18 protein-coding genes are annotated in these 23589 nt (G+C 53.5%); 6 read left to right on the top strand and 12 right to left on the bottom strand.

Features of this window, described 5'->3' with window-relative positions; translation table 11 throughout:
• Positions 1-27: 27 nt before the first annotated feature.
• The 3 genes from malM to malK form a co-directional block, all read right to left on the bottom strand.
• The gene (gene malM, locus P6287_RS20420) at positions 28-951 is read right to left on the bottom strand and encodes a maltose operon protein MalM (protein WP_277975237.1); all 924 of its coding nucleotides are present in this window, start codon (positions 949-951) and stop codon (positions 28-30) included.
• Positions 952-1048: 97 nt separating this feature from the next.
• Complete coding sequence (locus tag P6287_RS20415) at positions 1049-2350, bottom strand: maltoporin (RefSeq protein ID WP_137387053.1); 1302 nt, start codon at positions 2348-2350, stop codon at positions 1049-1051.
• 41 nt (positions 2351-2391) lie between these two features.
• Positions 2392-3501 (bottom strand): maltose/maltodextrin ABC transporter ATP-binding protein MalK, encoded by a 1110-nt coding sequence (malK, locus tag P6287_RS20410; protein WP_277975236.1) that lies wholly within the window; start codon positions 3499-3501, stop codon positions 2392-2394.
• Between the two features lie 363 nt (positions 3502-3864).
• On the opposite strand from malK, the gene malE reads away from it, so the two are divergent.
• The 5 genes from malE (at position 3865) to P6287_RS20385 (ending at position 11115) form a co-directional block, all read left to right on the top strand.
• Positions 3865-5055 carry a maltose/maltodextrin ABC transporter substrate-binding protein MalE gene (malE, locus tag P6287_RS20405; protein ID WP_192235192.1) on the top strand — a complete coding sequence of 397 codons (1191 nt, stop codon included), beginning with the start codon at positions 3865-3867 and terminating at the stop codon, positions 5053-5055.
• A gap of 60 nt (positions 5056-5115) precedes the next feature.
• Positions 5116-6636 (top strand): maltose ABC transporter permease MalF, encoded by a 1521-nt coding sequence (malF, locus tag P6287_RS20400; RefSeq protein ID WP_277975235.1) that lies wholly within the window; start codon positions 5116-5118, stop codon positions 6634-6636.
• Between the two features lie 9 nt (positions 6637-6645).
• On the top strand, positions 6646-7536 hold the full coding sequence (gene malG / locus P6287_RS20395; protein WP_101761284.1) for a maltose ABC transporter permease MalG: 891 nt from the start codon (positions 6646-6648) through the stop codon (positions 7534-7536).
• A 635-nt stretch (positions 7537-8171) separates the two neighbouring features.
• Positions 8172-9578, top strand: a complete 1407-nt coding sequence (locus tag P6287_RS20390) for a hypothetical protein (RefSeq protein ID WP_277975234.1) — start codon at positions 8172-8174, stop codon at positions 9576-9578.
• 595 nt (positions 9579-10173) lie between these two features.
• Positions 10174-11115, top strand: a complete 942-nt coding sequence (locus P6287_RS20385; RefSeq protein ID WP_277975233.1) for an LPO_1073/Vpar_1526 family protein — start codon at positions 10174-10176, stop codon at positions 11113-11115.
• Between the two features lie 358 nt (positions 11116-11473).
• Here P6287_RS20385 and P6287_RS20380 read toward each other — a convergent pair whose 3' ends face one another.
• The 9 genes from P6287_RS20380 to P6287_RS20340 all read right to left on the bottom strand — a co-directional run bounded on the left by P6287_RS20380 (position 11474) and on the right by P6287_RS20340 (position 21884).
• Positions 11474-12004, bottom strand: a complete 531-nt coding sequence (locus P6287_RS20380) for an O-acetyl-ADP-ribose deacetylase (protein ID WP_277975232.1) — start codon at positions 12002-12004, stop codon at positions 11474-11476.
• A 39-nt stretch (positions 12005-12043) separates the two neighbouring features.
• On the bottom strand, positions 12044-12523 hold the full coding sequence (gene tssD, locus P6287_RS20375; protein ID WP_277975231.1) for a type VI secretion system tube protein TssD: 480 nt from the start codon (positions 12521-12523) through the stop codon (positions 12044-12046).
• Positions 12524-13066: 543 nt separating this feature from the next.
• On the bottom strand, positions 13067-13762 hold the full coding sequence (locus P6287_RS20370) for a hypothetical protein (protein WP_277975230.1): 696 nt from the start codon (positions 13760-13762) through the stop codon (positions 13067-13069).
• Positions 13763-13995: 233 nt separating this feature from the next.
• Complete coding sequence (locus P6287_RS20365; protein ID WP_217547923.1) at positions 13996-14802, bottom strand: ABC transporter permease; 807 nt, start codon at positions 14800-14802, stop codon at positions 13996-13998.
• The gene (locus tag P6287_RS20360) at positions 14795-15661 is read right to left on the bottom strand and encodes an ABC transporter permease (protein WP_277975229.1); all 867 of its coding nucleotides are present in this window, start codon (positions 15659-15661) and stop codon (positions 14795-14797) included. Before P6287_RS20360 ends, P6287_RS20365 begins: the two co-directional genes overlap by 8 nt.
• Positions 15661-16743 carry an ABC transporter ATP-binding protein gene (locus P6287_RS20355; RefSeq protein WP_277975228.1) on the bottom strand — a complete coding sequence of 361 codons (1083 nt, stop codon included), beginning with the start codon at positions 16741-16743 and terminating at the stop codon, positions 15661-15663. The genes P6287_RS20360 and P6287_RS20355 overlap by 1 nt, the downstream gene beginning before the upstream one ends.
• The gene (locus P6287_RS20350; RefSeq protein ID WP_277975227.1) at positions 16740-17816 is read right to left on the bottom strand and encodes an ABC transporter substrate-binding protein; all 1077 of its coding nucleotides are present in this window, start codon (positions 17814-17816) and stop codon (positions 16740-16742) included. Before P6287_RS20350 ends, P6287_RS20355 begins: the two co-directional genes overlap by 4 nt.
• Positions 17800-19830 carry a hydantoinase B/oxoprolinase family protein gene (locus tag P6287_RS20345; protein WP_277975226.1) on the bottom strand — a complete coding sequence of 677 codons (2031 nt, stop codon included), beginning with the start codon at positions 19828-19830 and terminating at the stop codon, positions 17800-17802. The genes P6287_RS20350 and P6287_RS20345 overlap by 17 nt, the downstream gene beginning before the upstream one ends.
• Positions 19827-21884 carry a hydantoinase/oxoprolinase family protein gene (locus P6287_RS20340; protein WP_277975225.1) on the bottom strand — a complete coding sequence of 686 codons (2058 nt, stop codon included), beginning with the start codon at positions 21882-21884 and terminating at the stop codon, positions 19827-19829. Before P6287_RS20340 ends, P6287_RS20345 begins: the two co-directional genes overlap by 4 nt.
• A gap of 210 nt (positions 21885-22094) precedes the next feature.
• Between P6287_RS20340 and P6287_RS20335 the strand changes: the two genes are divergently transcribed.
• The gene (locus tag P6287_RS20335) at positions 22095-23570 is read left to right on the top strand and encodes a Sapep family Mn(2+)-dependent dipeptidase (RefSeq protein ID WP_277975224.1); all 1476 of its coding nucleotides are present in this window, start codon (positions 22095-22097) and stop codon (positions 23568-23570) included.
• Positions 23571-23589 lie beyond the last annotated feature (19 nt).

The following is a 23589-nucleotide window of genomic DNA, read 5'->3' as shown; positions in this document are numbered from 1 at the left end:
GGGACAAATCAGCACTGCCGGGGCGGATTACCCCTTGCCTTTAACACTGCTGATAAACACCTGTCTGGCCGACGTGGAGCCTAAACGCTCGGCCTCGTCCAGCAGCTTCAACGCCTTATCGATATTGCCCTTCTCAACCGCCTCGCGGATGTTCTGATTAAAGTAACCTTCGGTATCCGTCATGATCGGTTTAGGTTTTGCATCCGAAACCGGGGCAGCACGATAAGTCGCCGGCGCAACCGGCTGCGTATTGCCCACCGTTACCGGCGCAGGACTCGATGATCCAAACAGCGGCCCAACCAAAATGGATGAACCTGAACTGGTTTTCACTTTCAGTTTCAAGGTGCCATCGCGGCTGTGCTGCGCAATCGGATCGGGAATATCCGGCACCGCATTGCCGGTACCGCGTGCATAGGCTTTCGCCGGATCCAATAACGTGGTGGTTTCGGTCAAATCCTTCTCGGTGGTGAATACCAGCAGATAGATCTTTTGCTGACCCAGCGCAGGCGTCAGTTTCATCACACCTTCCAGCCGATCAGCCGCCATCACGCCCGGCTGCTGATAGGTGAAAAAGCGCGCCGGGAACCAGGCCGCCGGACGCATGTTCTCATCCAGCACCAGCACATTCGGTGCGAACACCTGATTTTGTTTCACTTCACTGCTCAGCGTAATGGTGAGTTCACCGATATTGGCTGGCAAGCTGTAGGCCGCCACCGAACCCGTCACGCCCGCTGCATTCAGGTTGCTGTGGCTCTCGCTCAGCGTGGTGACCTGCGTGCGGGAGGTATCGACCGGCAGCCAGCTCAGCGTTTGCAGGCTGGCGGCGGGGAATGCGGGCGCGGCAGAGAGATCCTGTGGCACCAGATTGACATCCGCGAGCGCCGGTAAACTTTGGCCGGCCAGCAGCGCGGCGCTCAGGCAGAGCGCAAAAACCGTTTTTTTCATTCTCATTGTATAACCTCAAAAAACTGTCAGGCGGCGGCGCGAACCAGGCAATGGCGCACCGCGCCGAAAAGAGATTGTCTCAGTTAAGCCACATGCGGGAGCATTACCACCAAATCTCCATCTGCGCCCCGAATGTCACCTCATCGTCGTTGCCACGGCTGTTGGTCAGAATGCCGTTGCCGCTGCTGTCGTTAGAAGCAAAGGAGGTCAAATCACCTGAGCTGTCTTTGCTGTAGCCCCATTTCTCATCCCACTTGGCGTAGGTCGCGAACAGACGCAGCGCCGGACGCGACCAGATGCTATCGCCCGCCTGCCACTGTTGCGCCAGCGTCACTTTGTACTGGCCGTTGCGCTCGTTAACCTGCTGCGACTTCACGTTGTCGTAGCCCACTTCAAGCAGCGTGCTCATGATTGGCGTCCATTTGTACATGGGGCGCACGCCCACGGTGTACCACTCGGTACCACGGTTGTTATCGAGATCGGTGTTCTGGTACATGGCGACATACATCAGATCCCAGCGATCGGCGAGGCTGATCGCACCGTGATCGAGTACGCGATACATGCTGCCGCTGTTGTTGATGTTGGTGCCCTGCGGCAGCCCTTTACCCTGTGAAGTCAACGCATCGGTGGCGTACTGCAGCACGAATTTGTTGTAGCCCTTCAGCATGCTCTGCGTGTGTTCGGCGGTGAACATCCAGCCATCTTTGGAGGCGTTATCTTCCAGGCGATAACCGTCACGCGCGTTGGCGCGGCCATAATCGACGCCCAGCTCCAGCACGCCGTTCGGGTTGGTTTCAAGACCTGCGAGGCGCACATCAAACACGTCGTTGGCGGTGCTGGTGGCGTAATCACGGATCTGATCGCTAGAGAAGGTGTAAGAACCGCCCGCTTCGGAGGAGCGCGTGGCGGCAAAGGAGAGTTTGCCGAAGCCGAGATCGACATCTTCCAGACCGGCACCAGGACCGGAAATATCCCAGTAGTAGAAGTCGATCATATGCACGTCATGACGCTGGTAGAAACGCTTACCGGCCCAGATGGTGGAACCCGGCAGCGCGTCGATCAGGTTTTTGCCCTTGACGTTGGCTTCGCGGAACGCGGGCGAGGTCGCTTCCCAGTCATTCTGCTGAGAAACCGAATAGGCGACGTTGGTATCGAAATAGAAGCTCTTATCGCCCTCTTTCCACACTTCCTGGCCCAGCTTCAGCTCAGCGTAGGTTTCACATTCGTTGCCCAGACGGTATTTACTTTGAGCGCCGGTGGCCTGAAAACATTGCTGTTCCCCGCCGCTGCCGGTCCAGCCGATGCCGGAACGGGCATAGCCGGTAAAATCGACTGCCATCGACGGGGCAGCGAGCGTGCCTGCCGCGATAGCAACCGCGATAGGGAGTTTGCGCAGAGTTAACATTTTCTATCTCCTGAGGTCATTGCTTTTATTGTTTTGCAGGGCTAAATACCGGGTTCCTGATGTAGCCGGCGACAGGCGCTACCATCTTCACGGAAAAGATGGCAACGCTCTGGCGGCAGGCCGATGCCCATCAGGGCGCCCTCTTCTACCAGCACGACGTCCTCCTGGCGATAAACCAGGCTTTGACGAATGGCGGGAATCTGGATGTGAATTTGCGTTTCGTGTCCCAGCTGCTCCACCACCGTCACCTCGCCTTCGAGGGTGACGTCAGCGATATCGCTGGAGAGCAGATGTTCGGGACGAATGCCTAACGACATGTTGCTGCCCACCTGCACACCGGCGCTGTCGACCGGCAGCCACACCAGCTGGGTATTGGGTAAACGCACCTGAACCTGATCGATGGCGGTGGCGGTTACTTTTACCGGTAAGAAATTCATGCGCGGTGAGCCGATAAAACCAGCAACAAAACGATTGGCGGGATAGTGATACAGCTCGAGCGGCTTGCCGACCTGGGCAACGTGGCCGCCATCCAGCACCACGATCTTATCGGCCAGCGTCATCGCTTCGGTCTGATCGTGGGTGACGTAAATCATGGTGCGCTTCAAACGCTTATGCAGGCGTGAGATCTCGATGCGCATTTGCACGCGCAGCGCCGCATCAAGGTTGGAGAGCGGCTCATCAAGTAAAAACACCTGCGGTTCCGCCACCAGCGTACGGCCAATCGCCACGCGCTGACGCTGACCACCCGATAACGCTTTCGGACGGCGATCCAGCAGATGCGCCAGCTGCAGCACTTCCGCCACCTGATTGACCCGCTGCTGAATCTCCGCTTTGCGCGTGCCGGCCAGCTTCAGGCCGAACGACATGTTCTCAGCCACCGAAAGGTGGGGATACAACGCGTAGGACTGAAACACCATGCCGATGCCGCGCTCGGCGGGCGGCACCTCATTCATGCGTTTGTCGCCAATAAACAGATCGCCGCTGGTGATGGTTTCCAGACCGGCAATCATGCGCAGCAGCGTCGATTTGCCGCAGCCTGAAGGTCCGACAAAAACCACGAACTCGCCTTCAGCGATCTCAAGGCTGATGTTTTTCGACACCTCGGTTTCGCCCCACACCTTGGAGACACTGCGCAACGTAACGCTCGACATGATGCTTTCCTCTCAGCTTGCTATTCCTTGTCCGCAAGTCGGCGGACAGACCCCGGCGACCACTATGGGCAAGGAGATAACCGCCGACATCCTCCACCGCACGGCGTCTGCGTGGGGGAGGAGACGGGAGGAGGAGATCTTGCAGACCTGTCTGATAAAACGCGGCAGGCAACCATTTTTGTGAGCTATGACGCAGAGCAGAGCGACGATTGTGTGCGCCAGCCCGGGATAACCGGGTGGTTTTGCAACGCAGATCACATCAGGTGATAAGCAGGCGTAGAGCCGGGGAGGATGAGAAGCGGCGGCAGATACTCACAATGTGGCAGGTAAAACGATTTCCGTTTCCGCTAACAGGATGGAGTTATGACAATGAAAACCGGTGCACGCATTCTTGCCCTTTCCGCCCTGACGGCCGTGCTGTTTTCAGCCTCTGCCGTTGCAAAGATTGAAGAGGGAAAGCTGGTCATCTGGATCAACGGCGACAAGGGCTACAACGGCCTGGCTGAAGTGGGTAAAAAGTTTGAGCAGGAAACCGGCATCAAAGTGACGGTTGAGCATCCGGACAAAATGGAAGAGAAGTATCCGCAGGTGGCCGCCACCGGCGACGGCCCGGACATCATCTTCTGGGCGCACGATCGCTTTGGCGGCTATGCGCAGTCAGGCTTGTTAGCGGAGATTTCGCCAGACGCGCGCTTCCAGGAGAAAATCTTCCCCTTCACCTGGGACGCGGTGCGCTTCAACGGCAAGCTGATCGGTTATCCGATTTCGGTTGAGTCGTTATCCCTGATCTACAACAAAGATCTGCTGCCTGAGCCGCCAAAAAGCTGGGAAGAGATTGCCGCCATTGATAAGAAAATGCGCGCGCAGGGCAAGAGCGCCATGATGTTTAACCTGCAGGAGCCGTACTTCACCTGGCCGCTGCTGGCGGCGGGCGGCGCTTATGCCTTTAAGCTCAATGATGGCCGCTACGACGTAAAAGATACCGGCGTGGATAACGCGGGGGCCAAAGCGGGCATGAGCTTCCTGGTCGATCAGGTGAAGGCCAAAACGCTGAATGCCGATACCGATTACTCCATCGCCGAAGCCGCCTTTAACAAGGGGCAAACCGCCATGACCATTAACGGGCCGTGGGCGTGGAGCAACATCGATAAGAGCAAAATCAACTACGGCGTCACGCTGCTGCCCACGCTGCATGGCAAAAACTCCAAAACCTTCGTCGGCGTGCTGAGTGCCGGCATCAATGCCGCCAGCCCGAATAAAGAGCTGGCCAAAGAGTTCCTGGAAAATTACCTGCTGACCGACGCCGGTCTTGATGCGGTCAACAAAGACAAACCGCTCGGCGCGGTGGCGCTGAAATCGTTCCAGCAGACGCTGGAAAAAGATGAGCGCATTGCCGCCACCATGACCAACGCGCGCAACGGCGATATCATGCCAAACATTCCGCAGATGGCTGCCTTCTGGTACGCGATGCGCACCGCCACGCTGAATGCGCTGAGCGGACGTCAAAGCGTCGATGCGGCGCTGAAAGATGCGCAGGCACGACTCAACAAGTAATCCTCTCTACCAGAGCCGGCGCAATCCGGCTCGTTACTGGCTGTTAAGGAAAACCGCATCATGTCAGGAAAACCGAAAACAGCACGGTTCAGCGCCGTGCTGAAGGCTCTTTTTCTCGGTATCTGCTGTCTGCTGGTCGGCTATCTGCTCGTGCTGATGTATGCAAAAGGTGAATATCTGTTTGCGCTGATGACGCTGATTATCAGTGCCGTCGGCATCTGGATTTATGCCAATCGTCGCGCTTACGCCTGGCGCTATGTCTATCCCGGACTCGCCGGCATGGCGCTGTTCGTACTGTTTCCGCTCGCCTGTACCGTGGCGATTGCCTTTACCAACTACAGCAGCACCAACCAGCTGACGCTGGAACGTGCGCAACAGGTGTTGCTGAGCCGTCAGTATCAGGATGGTTCGGCGCTGAACTTCTCGCTGATCCCGGCGGGCGATCGCTGGCAGCTGGTGCTGACCGAAGCGGCCAACGGACAAACCTTCGTTTCACCTGCGTTTGCCTTTGGCGGAGCGCAAAAGCTGAAACTCACCAGCGCCTCGCCACCACCGGGTGAACGCGCCACGCTGCGCATCGTCACCACCAACCGCCAGGCGCTAAACCAGATTCAGGCCGAACTGCCGGATGGTCGTCTGGTGGTGATGAGCTCGCTGCGGCAGTTCTCCGGCACGCGCCCGTTGTATGTACTGCAAGCCAACGGCGACCTGAAAAATCAACAAAGCGGCGCGCTGTATCAGGCCAATCGTGAAAGCGGTTTCTATCAGAACAGCAGCGGCGAAGCGCTGAGTCCGGGCTTCACGGTGAATACCGGCTGGAAGAATTTCATTCGCGTGTTTACCGATGAAGGGATTCAAAAACCGTTTCTGGCGATTTTTGGCTGGACGCTGCTGTTTTCGTTTGTGACGGTAATTCTCACCCTGGCGGTCGGCATGGTGCTGGCTTGCCTGGTGCAATGGGAAGCACTGAAAGGCAAAGCGGTATATCGCGTGATGCTGATTTTGCCCTACGCCGTGCCGGCGTTTATCTCGATATTGATCTTCAAAGGCTTGTTTAACCAGAGCTTCGGTGAAATCAACGTGATGCTGAAAGCGCTGTTTGGCTTTCAGCCCGCGTGGTTCAGCGATCCGACGCTGGCGCGCACCATGCTGGTCATCGTGAATACCTGGCTGGGTTATCCCTACATGATGATTCTCTGCATGGGGCTGCTGAAAGCGATTCCGGACGATCTCTATGAAGCCTCGGCGATGGACGGTGCCGGGCCGCTGCAGAACTTCTTCCTGATTACCCTGCCGCTGCTGTTAAAGCCGCTGATGCCGCTGATGATCGCCAGCTTTGCCTTTAACTTTAATAACTTTGTGCTGGTGCAGCTGCTAACCAACGGCGGACCGGATCGTATCGGCACTACCACGCCAGCGGGTTACACCGATTTGCTGGTCAATTACACCTGGCGCATTGCGTTTGAAGGTGGCGGCGGACAGGACTTTGGTCTGGCGGCGGCGATTGCCACGCTGATCTTCCTGCTGGTAGGCGCGCTGGCGGTGATCAATCTTAAAGCCGTGCGGATGAAATTCGATTAAGGAGACGTTATGGCTATGGTGCAACCCAAATCGCAAAAGCTGCGTCTGTTGATGACGCATCTGCTGTTGCTGACGTTTATTGCGGGAATTCTGTTTCCGCTGCTGATGGTGTTCGCTATCTCACTGCGCGCCGGTAACTTCGCCACCGGCTCGCTGATCCCGGAGCAGATTTCCTGGGAACACTGGCAGCTGGCGTTAGGTTTCAGCGTGGAGCACGCCGATGGCCGCGTGACGCCGCCGCCCTTCCCGGTGCTGCTGTGGTTGTGGAACTCGGTGAAAATCGCCGCCATCAGCGCGATTGGCATTGTGGCGCTTTCCACCACCTGCGCGTATGCCTTTGCGCGCATGCGTTTTGCCGGGCGCGCCACGCTGCTTAAAGGCATGCTGATTTTCCAGATGTTCCCAGCGGTGCTGTCGCTGGTGGCGCTCTATGCGCTGTTTGATCGCCTGGGACAATATCTGCCATTTATCGGCCTGAATACGCATGGCGGCGTGATCTTTGCCTATCTCGGCGGCATCGCCCTTCACGTCTGGACCATAAAAGGCTATTTCGAAACCATCGATGGATCGCTGGAAGAAGCCGCCGCGCTGGATGGCGCCACGCCGTGGCAGGCGTTCCGGCTGGTGCTGTTGCCGCTCTCGGTGCCGATTCTGGCGGTGGTGTTTATTCTGGCATTTATCGCTGCGGTTACTGAAGTGCCGGTCGCCTCACTGCTGCTGCGTGATGTGAACAGCTACACGCTGGCAGTCGGCATGCAGCAATATTTGAACCCGCAAAACTATCTGTGGGGCGACTTTGCCGCGGCGGCGGTGCTCTCTGCAATTCCAATTACGCTGGTGTTCCTGCTGGCCCAACGCTGGCTGGTCAGCGGCCTGACGGCTGGTGGCGTGAAAGGCTAACCCGTTTATTATCCTCCTTCCTCAATGTTCACTGCAGTTGAGGGTTTTGGCGGCCTTAGGGCCGCTTTTTTTTACGGGGTGTGAGAGTTATTGGTCGTCGCGCAGGAGTGCTACATAGCGTTCGTAAAAGTGGCTTCGCACCCGCGTTGTTCTCGTGTCGCTGATGGTATTAAAGAGATCTTTAATAAGAAGGATACTTAGTAAAAGGTTTTTTAATAGTGTTGGAATCAATGGGAATCTAGCTTTAAGGGGATGAAGAAATGAACGATGGTCAGCGTGGTATAACTTTGCTTTAACTCCTATGAAGCTTCTATAATTCCATTCGCGGAGGAATGTGAAGGCTAAAACATTTTCAGTGTCCAAATTGAAATTTGTATAACTGGAAATTTTCAACATGATTATTATGTTAATAAACACCAAAAATTATTATCCTCGGCTTTCTTAGATTAAAGATTTTGTTGTTTATGACGATAACTAAATCATAATGCTGTGTGGGTTGCTTGCTAGTTTAGGTAAAGTTGGTCTCGAGACAATTACCTCTCTAACAATGATAATAGTCTTGAAGGTCCTCCTCCAACAAATTAACAATTAACATATTGATAAATAAGGTTATAACAAGCAGGGAGCAAATTGTTATGAGCGTTACCATATTTCGAAGAATAGGCGGAAGAGTTGTGCCTCTCATTGTTGACGAGGCTAAGGAATCTGAACACTGGGCCTCTCAGCAGCAAAAAACCCCAAGACATTCAGTTAACAAAGACCGATTCGATACTATCAGATCTTTTACCATACCTAATGCTATCTGCCAAAAATGCGGGAAAGATGTCTTTTATTATGAAAATTCCAATGGTTCTCGCGTTTTGTTTGACTCACTTGGTCCACCTTGGCCAATTCATCCATGTTACACCGGCGACCTTACTTTTCACGATAAGAACACTGTGTCAATTACAGCAGAATGGAAACCAGTAATAATTGATAGATGCGTTAAAACAAGTAGTGGCGGAATTCGAATACAAGGATACTTAGATGGGATTAAAATCAGATTTTCTTTTGAAGAATCCATCTTCGCAAAAATGAATTTAACACTTGAAGATTGTTATAAACTAATAATTTTCGCAGATGAAAACAAAAGAAGAATACAACTCACAACAGGAAAAAAGATATGGCATAGTTATTATGAAATTACTACCGCTACGGATAATTCAGTTTCAAAACCAACTAGTAGTTATGTACGTATTATAGTAAAATCAAGTGACGATATAGATGCAGAAGTTATTGAAAACGACATCCCGGTCATACAGTATTCGCTAGAGCCTGCTAGTTATCGTAAATATTTCCTTGATGAAAGTAGTTTAAGTGTTAAAAGTTACCTTTCCGATTCAGGAGAGAGGATTGATAGTGCGCGATCAAATTCATTCGGTATGTTTATACTCCTAAATAAGATCTCAAAAAGCATTCAGCTCCTAAGAAATTATCAGGGTGATAGTGTTACTAACAACTTTCAAACCAAACTGGAGGTTGATGAGTTCTTAATATCCATATCGCAATTAACAATAATAAAAGAGGGGGATGAAGTAAGCTCAATTCTGATTTCTGGTCTTATTAAAAATACAATCAGCATTCACTATATGATTGCTGACAGCCAAAACATTCAACAACTTTTATATTTAAATGATACAAAACCAGGCATCCTTTTCAAGAAAAATCATACTATTATAAAAAACGGAGAAAGAATATTCCTCGTGATATCTGAACAGGAAAGTGCCGCAACTTCATCCTTTCTTGTTTTGTTTGTCGATAAGATAAAGGCGATGGAGATGATCAAATCAACGCCGGAATACCTTTCGTCAATACATAATAAGTCTAGATGGAACAAGAAAAAATCGACACCTAAAAAGGCAAAAGAAAAAAACATAGATTGTATCATCAAGACAAAAAAGAAGAAAAAAATCTCCATTGAGGAAAAAATAGACAAGGCTATGAGGAGTATTGATACACCTATGGCGGACGTTTTCCGTAATGCTATAAAAAAACATAAGTGAAAACGTTATAATTTATTGTGAGGAGTGTTCATAGGCTCAAGCATCAATTCTAGGGATAGTAGATTACGAGATCGCTTGACGAGCTAGCGTTCAGAAATGCCCAAAGGGCCGTTTGAGTTTGAGAATTCGCCGTTATTTTCGGTCTTAACTACTAAACTACCCCTAGGTAAGATGGGTGGTCAGTCAAAGCTATGATAAGCACTTATTGTGCTTAATGTTGGTTTCCACATCACTGGATGTTAAAGTCATAACTGATATAGATTTTTTTTACAAGCTTTGAGAAAGTGTTACAGAGAGCGTATTATTGGCTTTTCACAAACCAAAACTATTAAGAGCACACTATGATTCACTTTTTTAGATTGTTAATACTCTTAGTTAGTATTATATCTTTAATTTACTCTATCTATATGTATCTTCAGACGCCTACCAATTTATACTACATAATTGGTGGCGTATCCGCAGTCCTTGTGGCATTTACTTCATACATGGAGATAAAAGCAAAAAAGAACCCTATGGGAATATCGGGTGGGAAAAATAGCACTAACATAATAATTAACGGTAATCAAAACGAAACAAAAGTAAAGAGAGACAATTAATGTTTAATAACGGGATATCCTCTGGCGACAACTCCAACACAGTGAATACGAAAGGTGATGGGAATATCACCAACATAACAAATACTAACATCGATACAAAAACAGTAGAGGTAATTGTTAAGGGGATTTTATATGACAGTCTTCCTAAATTCCAAGAACAAGCTAAACATCAGGTTAAAGAATCAATAAAAATTTATATCGACGACTTGATAAAAGAGTTAGAAATACAAAAAACGAGCAATGAATTAATTAACACAAAACTACCCAATCCAGACATTCAATATTCAATTTTTGAATCTGCAAAAGCTTATGCAAAATCACCAGAAAGGGCAGAAAAAGACACATTAATCAACTTGGTCGTAAATAAGATAAATACCGATTCAGATGACTTTGATGAGCTCTCTGAATTAGATATGGCAATTGAAGCGGCATCAAAAATGAACTGCAGGCAGATCAAAGCGCTGGCTTTGGTTCGTTTCTCTTTAAACATAGTAAAATTCGGTCTGAGCCCGACGAGGGGATATTTGCCACTCGACCCTGCAAGACAAGAAGATTACCATGAAAATGATGATTACTATTTTTTTCATGGTGAGATCGTGCGCAGTAAAGACGAAATAAATAAATTATACATAGATAAATATAACAGGGAAATTATTGAAATCTTTCCCGACGGAGATATAAAGAATACTAATTTCCACATACCATTATCTCTGGGATGTATAAGGAAGTCTCCATTTGAGAAAATCACAATTGAACAAATAATAATGAAAAGGACCGGTTTAAACATCAACAAAGAAAAGGATGCTTTAATCATACATCCTTTTATAGATAGGATGAATGCCATAGGTGGAGTTGAAGAGTTTAGCTCTATTATACTTACTGAGGTCGGAGATAAAGTAGCTAACGCATACATTTCAACAAAAATGCGATTAATTAACTAGGGGGTTTATTGTGCAAATTACTTGTATCCTCTAGGGTTGTTTCATACGCGATCCTTGGCAGAACTGATGTTCTGCAAATGCTTGTTGTATCGACCTGCCCTTGCTTATGGAAGATAAAGAAGTAAGTGCAGGTTAACTAATCCCATTATTTCCAAACTATAGCGGCGATAGTAAATCAGTCTAGCTTGTCTAACCTATCCGAAAATATGCTGTTATTTGCGTGCGGATGTTTATCGTGCGACTCAGTCAATATTTTAAAACATTATTAGTAAATGCCGCTTGATTTATGCTGATCTGACTTTAGAATACGGTTAAAATAGACTCCATTAGCATCATTATTCTCCTTTTCTGAGTGGAACTATTCAGAGCTATATTGAGGCAATATTTTTAAATACAAGTCGTAATTTCCCTCATCAAAACAGACCAAATTAACTTGCTCGATATTGGAGTTCTCACGCAAACACTGATTAATCACACCTAATGCGATCTCAGCCGCCAACTGTTTAGGAAACCTATATATGCCAGTACTGATATTGGGAAACGAAACGGTTTGAATGCCGTATTCTTTTACCAGTTTAAAACAGCTCAGATAGGCATTTTTCAACAGCGTTTCTTCGTCATGTTGCCCGTCATGCCAGTGTGGGCCAACGGTGTGAATGACATATTTAGCTGGCAAATCACCCGCCGTGGTGATCACTGCATCTCCGACTTTACAGCCACCTTGTCGATTCCTGATTTGCTGACACTCAGCCAAAATCGCCGGCCCGCCCGCACGATGGATGGCGCCATCAACTCCGCCGCCGCCCAGCAAGGAAGTGTTGGCGGCGTTCACAATGGCTTCCACTGGTACTTTGGTTATATCGTCTTTGAGCAATACTAGTTTGTTCATGTATTTCTAACCCTCAGCGTCAGCAATCTTAGCCAAAAGCTAAGCAATCATCCTCTCATTCCATCCATCCTTAAACACAATATTTCCGTCCACGTATTTCCATGTGATCGTTTCATATCGTAGCTCAATATTTTCCAGATGCGTGCTGGTCTGGCCGTTTGGCAGCAGAGCCGGTGAAATGCTGGAGATTTTGACGTTATCCAGTTGGATATTAAAATACTCAACCTCAATACCCGCTTCGTTAATTCGGTACATCTTGATGGTCGCAGATTTCAGCGTTCTGGCCTGACACAATGCACGAAACAGTAGCGGTGTTGTTCTATCAAACTCCTTTTGAACGGATATCGGTGCATGAATCCTTGTGGCCGTAAGCCTTCCCGTGTGCGGATCCACCGGGATGGTAATATTATGCATGACCGAATTGAGCTCTATTGAACCGAGTCTGGTCGGCATCATGCACGAACCCACAATTGGCGAACCGCTTTCATCTTCTAACCAGAGATGTGCTGGAGTTGACATATTTAATCCTTTAAAGTTTTCGACATTTATAAACAACAAAAATATACGCGCACAGGTAAACTATCCATACACTCATCATCCCACTCTCGGGATAGAAATAAAATTTCAACATACCAAACACGAGCGCACATAAAACGGGAACGTATATGCGTAATAGAAATTGCAATTGCGTTACCAACCACCGATTTAAAAACCCTCTCATAGTTTTACTCCAACCTACTCGTATACAAGTCTGACGAGCATTTACACCTAATTATATTGAACATATGCTATTTCTCTAAGAGTCTTAAATTCACAATCAAGAACATATGTTTAGCCTGAAAAATAGGCACCTAAACAAACATACTTCAAACTTAATTCAACGACATTTGTAGATAACAAATGACAGAGAGCACAGATAAAATATCCCTACACCTAACATACTGCTATCTGGGAAAAAGTAGATTTGTAGCAACGCAAAAAGTATTGTTAATACTATCGGCACGTATGTGCAGATCAGGAACTTTGATTCTGATATTAACCATTGCTTTAAAAATTTTTTCATCATTTCCCCACTAACTTCATCAATACTTCAGCGACTTCGTAATCTGAAAGCCATTGATTTTTTAGCGCACCAGCCCGCATGAATGAAGGTTCAATAAGGAAATACATCATTTCGAGTTCTCGCATATACAATGCGTGGTAAAAAGGAGGGTGCATTATTTGCAAGCGCTTTGCGCTGTCTGCTGCGTTTTGAACTATGGCATAAATCCCCAATACTGACGCTGCCGCGCCAACTGCAGTACCAACATTACGGCCAACAGGAAGCGTTATATTCATCCCCATAACGACAGCCATAGCCGCTCCAGCACCAAATGCGCGAGTAGTGAGTGTGCTGGCTGCGATGTGAATATTGGCTCGCATCAGATGCATTTTAATTGCTTCGAGTTGGCGGTAAGACCTGCCTTCAAGCTGATAGTCTATGTAAGTTTGCAACAGTGAAAAAACAATATCTCTGTCTTTTATTAACCGTACGACTGCTTTTCTAAAACGATTATCTTCCAGCATCTGATTTTTACAGACGTCCATGTATTCATCAGTAAAGCACGATGCATAAAATGAAAGCCGGGTCGCCCCTTTATTGATCTTACTGACCTGATCGGAAACTGCGTCAATAACGCCGGAAACGGCGTTGTCGAGCTTTTCTGCCAGAATCCTTTGCGCCTGAAGCTGCCGTACGACCGCATCACTGTGGTACATATATATCCCTATAGTTAATCCTGTTAACCATGCAAACCATAGGGGAATAATAAAATTCAGTGAAGCGAAAATTTAGCCAGTTGTGATCCGTATTCATAAAAAAACCGCACTTACCAGTGCGGTTTACTCGTTTAACTAAAGAATTTTCTGAGAAAGACTCGTAAACGCAATATCCATTATTATCACGCAACGATCCCATTATTTCCCCATCACGGCGGCGATAACCGAACAATCTAACTCAACTTCACCAGCCCAATCGTTTTCTCAATCACCATTAAAATCAGCACCGCGAAGATAATAAAGATCACCGAAATCGCATTCACCGTAGGATCGAAAGTCTGATCGACGTAATTAAATACCCGAACCGGCACGGTGATGGTGTCTGGCGCGCTGAGAAACAGGCTCACGGAGACTTCACCAAACGAGGTCACCGCCGCAAATACCGCACCGGCCAGAATGCCGGGCTTAATGAGCGGCAGCGTGACGTGGCGAAACGTATACCAGCGCCCCGCGCCCAAACTCATCGATACCGCTTCGAGCCGCTTATCCATTGCCGCCAGGCTCACGCTAACGGTGCGCACCACATACGGTAGCGCCACCACCACATGGCCAATCACCAGCCCGCTGATCATCCCGGCGATACCCGCCGCCGTCAGCACATAGAGCAACGCAATACCCAGCACCACTTGCGGAATCATCAGCGGCGACAGAATAAACGCCTGCAAGGCTTCGCGATAGCGGAACTCCAGCCGCGCCAGCGACCAGGCGGCAAACGTACCCAGCACCACGGTGATTGGCGTGACGATCACCAGCAGCAAGGCGCTGATCCACAGCGACGCGATCCAACCGTCATCCTGTAAAAGCGCGCTAAACCAGCGCAGCGAGAATCCCTGCGGCGGAAACTGCGGATACGGTTCCGGGCTAAACGCCGAGAGCACAATTACCAGCACCGGCAGCGCTAAAAAGGCGTAAATCACGATGCCCGCCAGCGTCACGCCGAACTGCGTCAGGCGCTGTGCCAGGCTTTGCGTGTTATCCATGATTTTTCTTCTCCCAGCGTTTCAGGAACGCGCCCGCAATCCCGGCGACAATCAAGGTCATCACCAGCAACGTCAATGACAGCGCCGCCGCCAGCGGCAGGTTAGCGATCTGCATCGCCTGCTGATAAATGGCGATCGGCAGCAGCGGCTGTAAGCGCCCACCAATCAGCAACGGCGTGATGTAGCTGCCCGCCGCGAGGGAAAAGACGATGATGAAACCGGTTAGCATGCCGGGCAGCGTCAAAGGCAGCACCACGCGGCGGAAGGTCATCGCGGGCGTAGCACCCAGACTCATCGCCGCCAATCGCAGCGAGGGCGCGATTTCATTCAGCGAGGTAATCAGCGGCAGTACGGCAAACGGCAGCATCACCTGCACATAAGCGATGATCACCGCATTCATGTTCCACAATAGACTCAGCGGCTGCGGAATCAGGCCGGTGAACAGCAGAAAGCCATTGATCAAACCATTCTGCGCCAGCAGCACAATCCACGCGAAGGTGCGGATCACCACGCTGGTGAGCAGCGGAGAAATCAGGATCACATACAGCAGCGTGCGCCAGCCGCGCCGCTGCGTCGTCACCAGCAGCCACGCCGCCGGCCACGCCAGCAGCACGGTAATCGCGGCGGAGAGCAACGACACCCACAGCGTGGTCCAGAGCGCGTGCAGATATTGCGGATCGGCAAACACCGTCACATATTGCGCCAGGCTGTAACCGGGCAGCGGATTGAGCAGGCTATCAACGTTGGTCAGGCTTTGGTCGAACAGCAGCAGCAGCGGCACCAGCAAAAACAGCAGCAGAAAAAGTAGCGATGGCGTCAGCAGCAGCCAGGGAAACAGATTACGCGTGGCGATCTTCATCAGGCGCGCTCCTGCGCGGGCAGCACGATGACATCCGCCGCTTGCCAGTGCAGATAGCAGCGATCGTCCGGCGCGGGCAGCTGTGAAAAGTGCGCTTCTGCGGGCTGCACGCGGATCTCGCCGCCGCCCGGCAACTGGCACACCAGCCGCAAGGTCGCACCGGCAAAACTCACTTCTTTCACACTGGCGGCGCTGCCGTTGCTGGTAAATTGCTGCGGCTCGCTGGAGAACTGCACGCGCTCAGGGCGCACAATCAGCAACGATGAGGCACTTGCCGGTTGCGCGGCGCTGAGTTGCAGCGCTGATCCGGCGACAACAAAGTGATCGCGCGCCTGGTAAAGTCCGTTGTGCGCAGAGGCATGGAACAGATTGGCCTGTCCGACAAACTCAGCGACAAAGCGATTCGCCGGTTGGCGATAGAGCGCGGCGGGCGCGCCAATCTGCTGCAGCTCGCCCTGGCCGAGAATGCCAATGCGATCCGACAGCGTCAGCGCCTCTTCCTGATCGTGCGTCACCAGCACCGTGGTGATGCCGACGCGCTGCTGCAACGCGCGCAGTTCGTCCTGCATCTCCTTGCGCAGGCGCGCATCGAGGTTCGACAGCGGTTCATCCAATAGCAGCACCTGCGGTTCAATCGCCAGCGCGCGCGCAATCGCTACGCGCTGCTGCTGTCCGCCGGAAAGCTGATGCGGCATGCGCTGCGCCAGCCCTTCCAGTCGCACCTGCTTTAGCGCTTCGGTGACACGACGCTGCTGTTCGCTGCGCGATACTTTGCGCACCTTCAGCCCGAACGCGACGTTATCGCCCACGCTCAGATGCGGAAACAGCGCGTAGTTCTGGAACACCATGCCGATGTGGCGCTGATACGGCGGCAGCGCGGTGACATCCTTGCCACCAATCAACACGCGCCCGTTATTCGGCGACAAAAATCCGGCGATGATATTCAGCAGCGTGGTTTTGCCGCAGCCGCTCGGCCCGAGCAGGGAGAAAAACTCGCCCTGCTCGATGGTGATGCTGACGTCATTCAGCGCGCGATGGTTATCAAACTGCCGCGCTACGCCGTCAATGACGACTGAACTCATTTGGCACCACCCAGCGCCTGGCTCCAGCGACGCGTCCAGTCCGCCAACTGCGGCGTGGCGGTGCTGTAATCAATCCAAATCAGTTTGCTGTAGGCCTCTTCGCCCACTTTCACCTGCTTCTTCAGGTTGTCACTGTACTGCACGTCTTTGTTGGTCATGCCATACAGTGATTTATCCGAGAAGGCTTTCTGCACGTCAGGCGCAGACATGGCGTTAACCACTTTATAGGCGTTGGCGAGGTTCGGCGCGCCCTTTGGAATCACCCAGTTCGCGGCACCGACAACCGGGCCATCGGATGGATAGACGAAATCGACTTTCATGCCTTGCTGCTTGAGCGCAAACACGCGGCCATCCCAGTACGGCACCACCCACGCATCGCCACGCTCCAGCAGGGTTTGAATCGCGCCCGGACTATCCGGGAACGCCACCGCGTTGCCGCGCAGTTCCGCCAGTTTGGTGAAGACTTTATCCACGGCGGCAGGCTGATTGAGTTCGCCGCCCAACGCGTGTACTAAGCCCGCGAAGAACTGCAAACCGGCGGCGTAGGTCGGCGATGAAATCGCTACGTGGCCTTTGTATTCCGGATTCCACAAGTCGAGCCAGCTTTTCGGCGGGGTTTTCACCAGATCGCTGCGATAAGCGAGGCCAAGCTGGCCGAGGCTGAAGGCGGCAGCGTAGGTTTGATTGTCATAAACAAAGCGCGACTGCACGCTCTTATACAGATTATTCAGGTTGGGAATATCTTTGGCATCCAGCGGCTGCAGCAAGCCCGCCGCCTGCGCGCGCTGCACGGTATCGGGCTGGAACACCACCACGTCATACGGCGAACGACGGCCTTTGGCGGCACGCAACTTGGCAAACCATTCGGCATCCGCGCCCGGCACTACGGTCAGCTTCAGGTGATTATCTTTGGCAAACTGCTCCAGACCGGACGCGCGGATATTTTTCTCCCAGTCACCGCCGTAAACGCCAACGATCACCGAGTCTGTGGTTTCAGCCGCGCTCGCCGCACCGCTGATCAACATGCCCACCAGCGCGGTGAGCAGGATTTTTTTGTTATTTAACTGGCGCATGGCCATCTCCTGGTATTGAGGTAATTGACGCTGAAAGTTCACTCTCCAGCGCGCGCAGCGCAGCGACAAACGCCTGGCGCGCCGTCGCGATATCTGGAGAAGTTGAACGGGGAAAATCTGCCGGTAACTGCGCTAACGCGGCGGCAAACACCGCAGAGCGATGGCGCTGACGTTCGGCCGGACTGAGTGGATAAAGCAGCTGATTGAGCCGCGTCAGCACATCGCCCTCAAACAGCGTTTGCCAGTTCTCGCGCGCCGCGCCGAAGGAAGATGACGCCGCACGCGGTTGGCTGCGCAAGGCGGCGGTGGCCGCGGCATCAATGCCGTGATCGGTAAACACCACGCCATAGTGCTGCGCCGCGTCGGCGTGGCTCAGCAAATGGTTATCGACATCGTTTTGCACCGCCAGCGCATCGCGCTTGAAGGGATCGCCCCAACCGCCGCCGCCGGGCGTTTGCAGCAGCACTTCGTCACCGGCGTTGACGCTCAGCAGATCGATCTTGCCGAGCGGTTGACCGCCCGCGACATCAGGATTAAGCGTCAGCCTGGTCGATTCCCCCGGCTGGCCGCCCTGCACGCCCCACGGCTGGAACAGCATGCGCTCCATGCCGCGCGCCAGCAGCGTGCTGTCATTTTGCAGAATGCGCACGCGAATCTGCTGGCCCATGCCGCCACGCCATTGTCCTGCGCCGGCAGAACCGGGGCGCAGCGCGTACTGGCGGATTTCGATATGGGTTTCCGCTTCCACCATCTCCACCGGATTGTTCGCCAGATTCGAGATGCTGTTGTCGCGGCCGTCGATGCCATCGCGCCCGCAGCGCGCCCCGCCACCACCGACCATCGGTTCGATCACCTGCACATTCTGCTCGCGGCCATTGCGCGCCACTTCGGCGATCACCAGCGGAATGATGGTGCCACCGCTGGCGGCGGGCATTACGTCCGGCAACGGCTGTCCCAGCAAACCGTTCAGCAGATCATTCACGCGTACCGCCGCCGCATGGCGTACGCCAACTGCCGCCGGATAGTGCGGATTGACCAGCGATCCGGCGGGCGCAAACAGCGTCACCGGCGCGAGTAAACCGGCATTCAGCGGCACGCCTTTGTCCAGCGTGCACACCAGCGCCAAAATGCGCAGCGTCAGCCACGCATGTGGATCGCCGTGGCTGGGAATGTTGATCGCCGCCGCCACCTGCGCATCGCTGCCGGTGAAATCGAGATGCACGTTGCCATCGTTAAAGGTGGCGGTGATGGCGAGCCGCACCGGCAAGCCGCTGCCTGCGGCGTCATCGAGGTAATCTTCAAACTGATAAACGCCGTCGGGAATGCGGCGCAGCACCTGGCGCGCGCGAATGGCCGAATATGCCTGCAAATCCTGCTGCGCCTGCACCACTTCCGTAACGCCATGCTGCGCCACGATGCGATTCAGGCGATCGCGACCGGCATTGAGCGCGGCCAGCATCGCCTGAATGTCGCCAGCAATCGCATCCGGCGTGCGGCTGTTGGCGGTGAGAATGTTCATCACATCACGATTGAGTTCACCCGCACGCACCAGCTTGACCGGCGGAATTTGCAGCCCTTCCTGATAAATATCGCTGTTGGTCGGCGAGATGCTGCTCGGCACGCGCCCGCCAACGTCGGAGGCGTGTAAAAAAGCCCAGCCCCACGCCACCAGTTCGCCATCGACGAACCACGGCGCCAGCACCTGCAAATCTGGCAGATGCGTCGCCAGCCCGCGCGAGCGCCAGGGATCGTTAGTCAGAATCACATCGCCGGGCGCGACCTCGCCGACCGCCTGAATCGCGGTTAGCGCGTTCAGCCCGACAAAACCGGAAACGCCAATACCTTTCGGATAGGCAAAGAAGCGGCCTTGTAGATCAGCCACCGCGCAGCAAAAATCGGCGGTTTCCTTGACGTACAGCGTGCGTCCGGTGCGCTGCAGGATGTGGCACATCTCTTCGGTGAGCGCGGTGAGTTTTTGGTTGAGGATTTCGAGGGTGATGGCATCCAGTTTCATGCTGCGTCTCCCGTTACACGCGCAATCAACAGATTGCCGCTGCTATCGGTGCACGCCGACCAGCCAGGCAAGATCAGCGTGGTGGTATCGTCTTGTTCGATCACCGCCGGGCCGTGAATGTGGCTCTGCTTACCGATGTTCACACGTTGCCAGATGCGCGCATTCACCCAGCCGCCGCGCAGATAAAGTGGGCGCGAAACTGGCTCATCAATCTCAACGTCTGCGTTAAAAGGTTTGTCGGTTGGGCGCGGCAACGCGGCATTCAGTGACAGGCGCAGCGTGGTGAGTTCAATGGCCGCGTCAGGCGTGTTAAAGCCATAACGCTGCTGATGCAGCTGCTGAAAATGTTCCAGCAGTTGTTGATGCGTGATGCTTGCCGGGCTGCCGAGAGTGACGCTGAGTTCGTAGGCCTGCCCGGCATAGCGCATATCCGCTTCCACCCGATAATGGGCGCGCTCGCTGAGGCGGCTGGCCTGTTCGGCAAACCACTTTTGCGCCAGCTGATGCAGCTCCGCAACGGTGGCGGCGATTTTGCCGTAGCTCTCCGCTGTAACGTTGATGCGCAGGCTGCGCACAAAGTCGCGGCGGATATCAGCGCTGATCGCGCCCTCGGCGCAGAACGTGCCGGGACGCAGCGGCACCAGAATGCGGTTGATGCCCGCCTCTTCGGCAAAGAAGTTGGCGTGGGTCGGGCCCGCACCGCCAAAGGGAATCAGCGTCAAGCCATCGGCGGTCAATCCGCGCTGCGCCAGCGCTTTGTTCAGTTCGGTCGCCATCTGCGCGGTGGCTACTGCGATAGCGCCGCTTGCCACCTGTTCGGCCGCCAAACCTAACGTTTCGCCCAATTCGCTGAGTGCGCGAAGTGCGGCGGCGTGATCCAGCGTGATGGTGCCCGCCAACGCCGCGTCGGCGGATAAGATGCCGCTCACCAGATAGCAATCGGTGAGAGTGGGTTGCGTGCCGCCGCGCTGATAGGCTACCGGGCCCGGATCCGCGCCCGCACTTTCTGGGCCAACCTTGAGAATGCCGAAACCATCGACATGCACGATGGAGCCGCCGCCGGCACCAATCGCCGATACGCCCACCACCGGCAGAATCAGCGGCAGGCCGCCAATCTCGGTGCGGTTAACGCGTTCGATTTCGCCCTGCTGCGACAGCGAGATATCGCTGCTGGTGCCGCCCATATCAAAGGAGACAAAGCCCGTTCCGGACGCCAGATGCGCCGCAGCAATCACGCCGGATGCCGGTCCGGAGAGCAGCGTGTCCACCGGGCGCTGATGCGCGGCGTCCAGCGGCAGCACGCCGCCGTTGGACGCGGTGATCAATAAGGGAACGTCAATCGCCTGCTGCGCCAGTAAATCGCCTAGCCGGTTAAAGTAGCGCTGCATCAGCGGCTGAATATAGGCGTTCAGCCCGGCCACCAGCGTGCGTTCATATTCACGAATCTCCGGCCACAGCTGCGCCGAAGAGAGCACCGGCACAGCGCCTAACTTTGCGGCCAGCGCGCTTGCCAGTTCCGCTTCACGCGTGGGATTGGCATAACCGTTGATGGTCACCAGCGCCACCGCGCTTACCTTGAGTTGCAGAACCTCGGATGCCACCATCGCCAGTTCGGCCTCAGTTGGCCACTGCGTCACTTCACCGGCGGGACTAAACCGCGCCGGGATCTCCAGCACGCGCTGACGCGGTAAAAAAGGCGGCTCGCGGTCGGCATGAAAATCAAAGGAGGACGGCATACGCGCACGCGCGATCTCCAGCACATCGCGGAAACCGGCGCTGATCACCAGCGCGATATCCGCGCCGCGCCGCTGGATAATGGCGTTGAGGCCCAGCGTGGTGCCGTGCAACACCAGCGATAGCGCGCTGGCGGGCAAACCGCTTTTCAGCAGCACGGCGCGCAGCCCGTCACTTACCGCCAGAGCGGGATCGGCGGGCGTGCTGGGCTGTTTATGGAAAAAGCGTTGCTGGCGTTGCGGATCAAATAAAACAAAATCGGTAAAGGTTCCTCCGACATCCACGCCGACTGTCGCTCCGGCTGCGGGGCTGTTATCCACCTTAATTCTCCTGCATTACTGGTGACTTAGCGTCGTAGGGCGTTAATCTCCGTTGCTTTGCCATGCAATACGAGCAACAAAAATAGCTAAGCTTTGCAGGAATGCGCATGAAGTGGCGCTTAGCTGCGTGGTAGCAATGGTTCGCGCAAACGCGTCTAAGCCGACGCGGTGGAATGTTTTATGTTGTGCATAAATTGAAGGAGAAGCCTTATGTCCGCGTCGTTATCACCTCAGGAAAGCGCGCTGTTGCCGCAGATCCAGCAATGGATCGCGGAGCACCGCGCCGCATTAACCAATGATTTGGCCGAATGGATTGCTATTCCCAGCATCAGTCGCGCCGACCGCGCAGCGCCAGGCGCGCCGTTTGGCCCCGAGTGCGCGCAAATCTTGCAGCAGGTGTTAGATCAGGCCGAGCAGGCCGGTTTCAAAACCGAACAGCATCAGGGCTACGCCGGTTCGGTGATTTATGGCGAGCACGCGCGCGACATCGGGCTGATCAACCATCTGGATGTGGTGCCAGCGGGCGACAACTGGACCTTTCCGCCCTTTGCGCTAACGCAGCACGGCGATTTTGTGATTGGTCGCGGCGTGGCGGATAACAAAGGGCCCGGCGTGCTCAATTTCTATCTGTTAAAGCTGATGCGCGATCTGAAAATTCCGCTGCATCACAATCTGCGCATCGTTTATGGCCTGGCGGAAGAGACCAACATGGCCGATATGGCGTGGTTCGCGGAGAACGGTCCGGTGCCCGATTATTCGATTGTCACCGATGGCATGTTCCCGGTGAACAATGCGCAGAAAGGGCAACTCAGTTTTACCCTGAATGTCGCCGAGTCGGGCGTGCTGGCGGATATTGTTGCCGGATCGGCCAGCAATAGCGTGCCGGATTTCGCCAGCGTGCGAATTGCGCAGGCCGATCAGCATGCGGTTAGTGAAAAGCTGGCGCTACTGCAGGGCATTGCCGCGACCTATGTGTCGATCAAGCCGGAAAACGATGGCGCTTTCACCCTGAAAGTGCGCGGCAACGGCGGGCATGCCGCCTTCCCCGACGGCACGCTGAATGCCACGCAGGTGCTGCTCACCGCACTGATTGAGCTGGAGCTATTGGGCGATCACGAACGTCAGCTGGCGGAAACGCTGGTACAGCTGTTTGCGTCGCCGTATGGCGAGAGCGCCGGATTGGGGCTGGAAGATGCGGAGTCCGGCAAACTGACGCTGAACGCGGGCGTGTGGTACAGCCATCGCGCCGACACGCTGAGCATTGACTGCGATATCCGTTATCCGGTTTCGTGGCGCGGCGAGCAGATCGTCGAGATGCTGCAGCAGCAGTTAGCCGCTACTACCATTACGCTCGATCCCGGCTGGCGCGACGTGGCTCCGTTCTTCCTGCCGGCCTCACATCCGGTGATTTCGCTGCTGCAGCAAGTGTGGAATGACACCACCGGCAATGACGATCGCCCTTACGCGATGGGCGGCGTGACCCATTCGAAGAAGCTGCCAAACGCCATCACCTTTGGGCCCGGTTACCGGAAAACCGCAGCAAACACGCCCGATTTTTTACCCGAAGGCCATGGATTGCCGCACGGTGCCGACGAGACAATCCATCTGCCATCGCTGCTGGAGGCGTTGCCGAAATATGTGATCGCGTTGATCAGGTTGGATAGCTATTTGCTTGCGCAGGATTAAACCGATCGCCATGAATGGC

This window comes from Pantoea sp. X85 (genome assembly GCF_029623675.1).
GTDB classification, from domain to species: domain Bacteria; phylum Pseudomonadota; class Gammaproteobacteria; order Enterobacterales; family Enterobacteriaceae; genus Pantoea; species Pantoea leporis.
The sequence above is the reverse complement of the archived record's forward strand: the minus strand, read 5'-3'. Positions and strand labels throughout refer to the sequence as shown.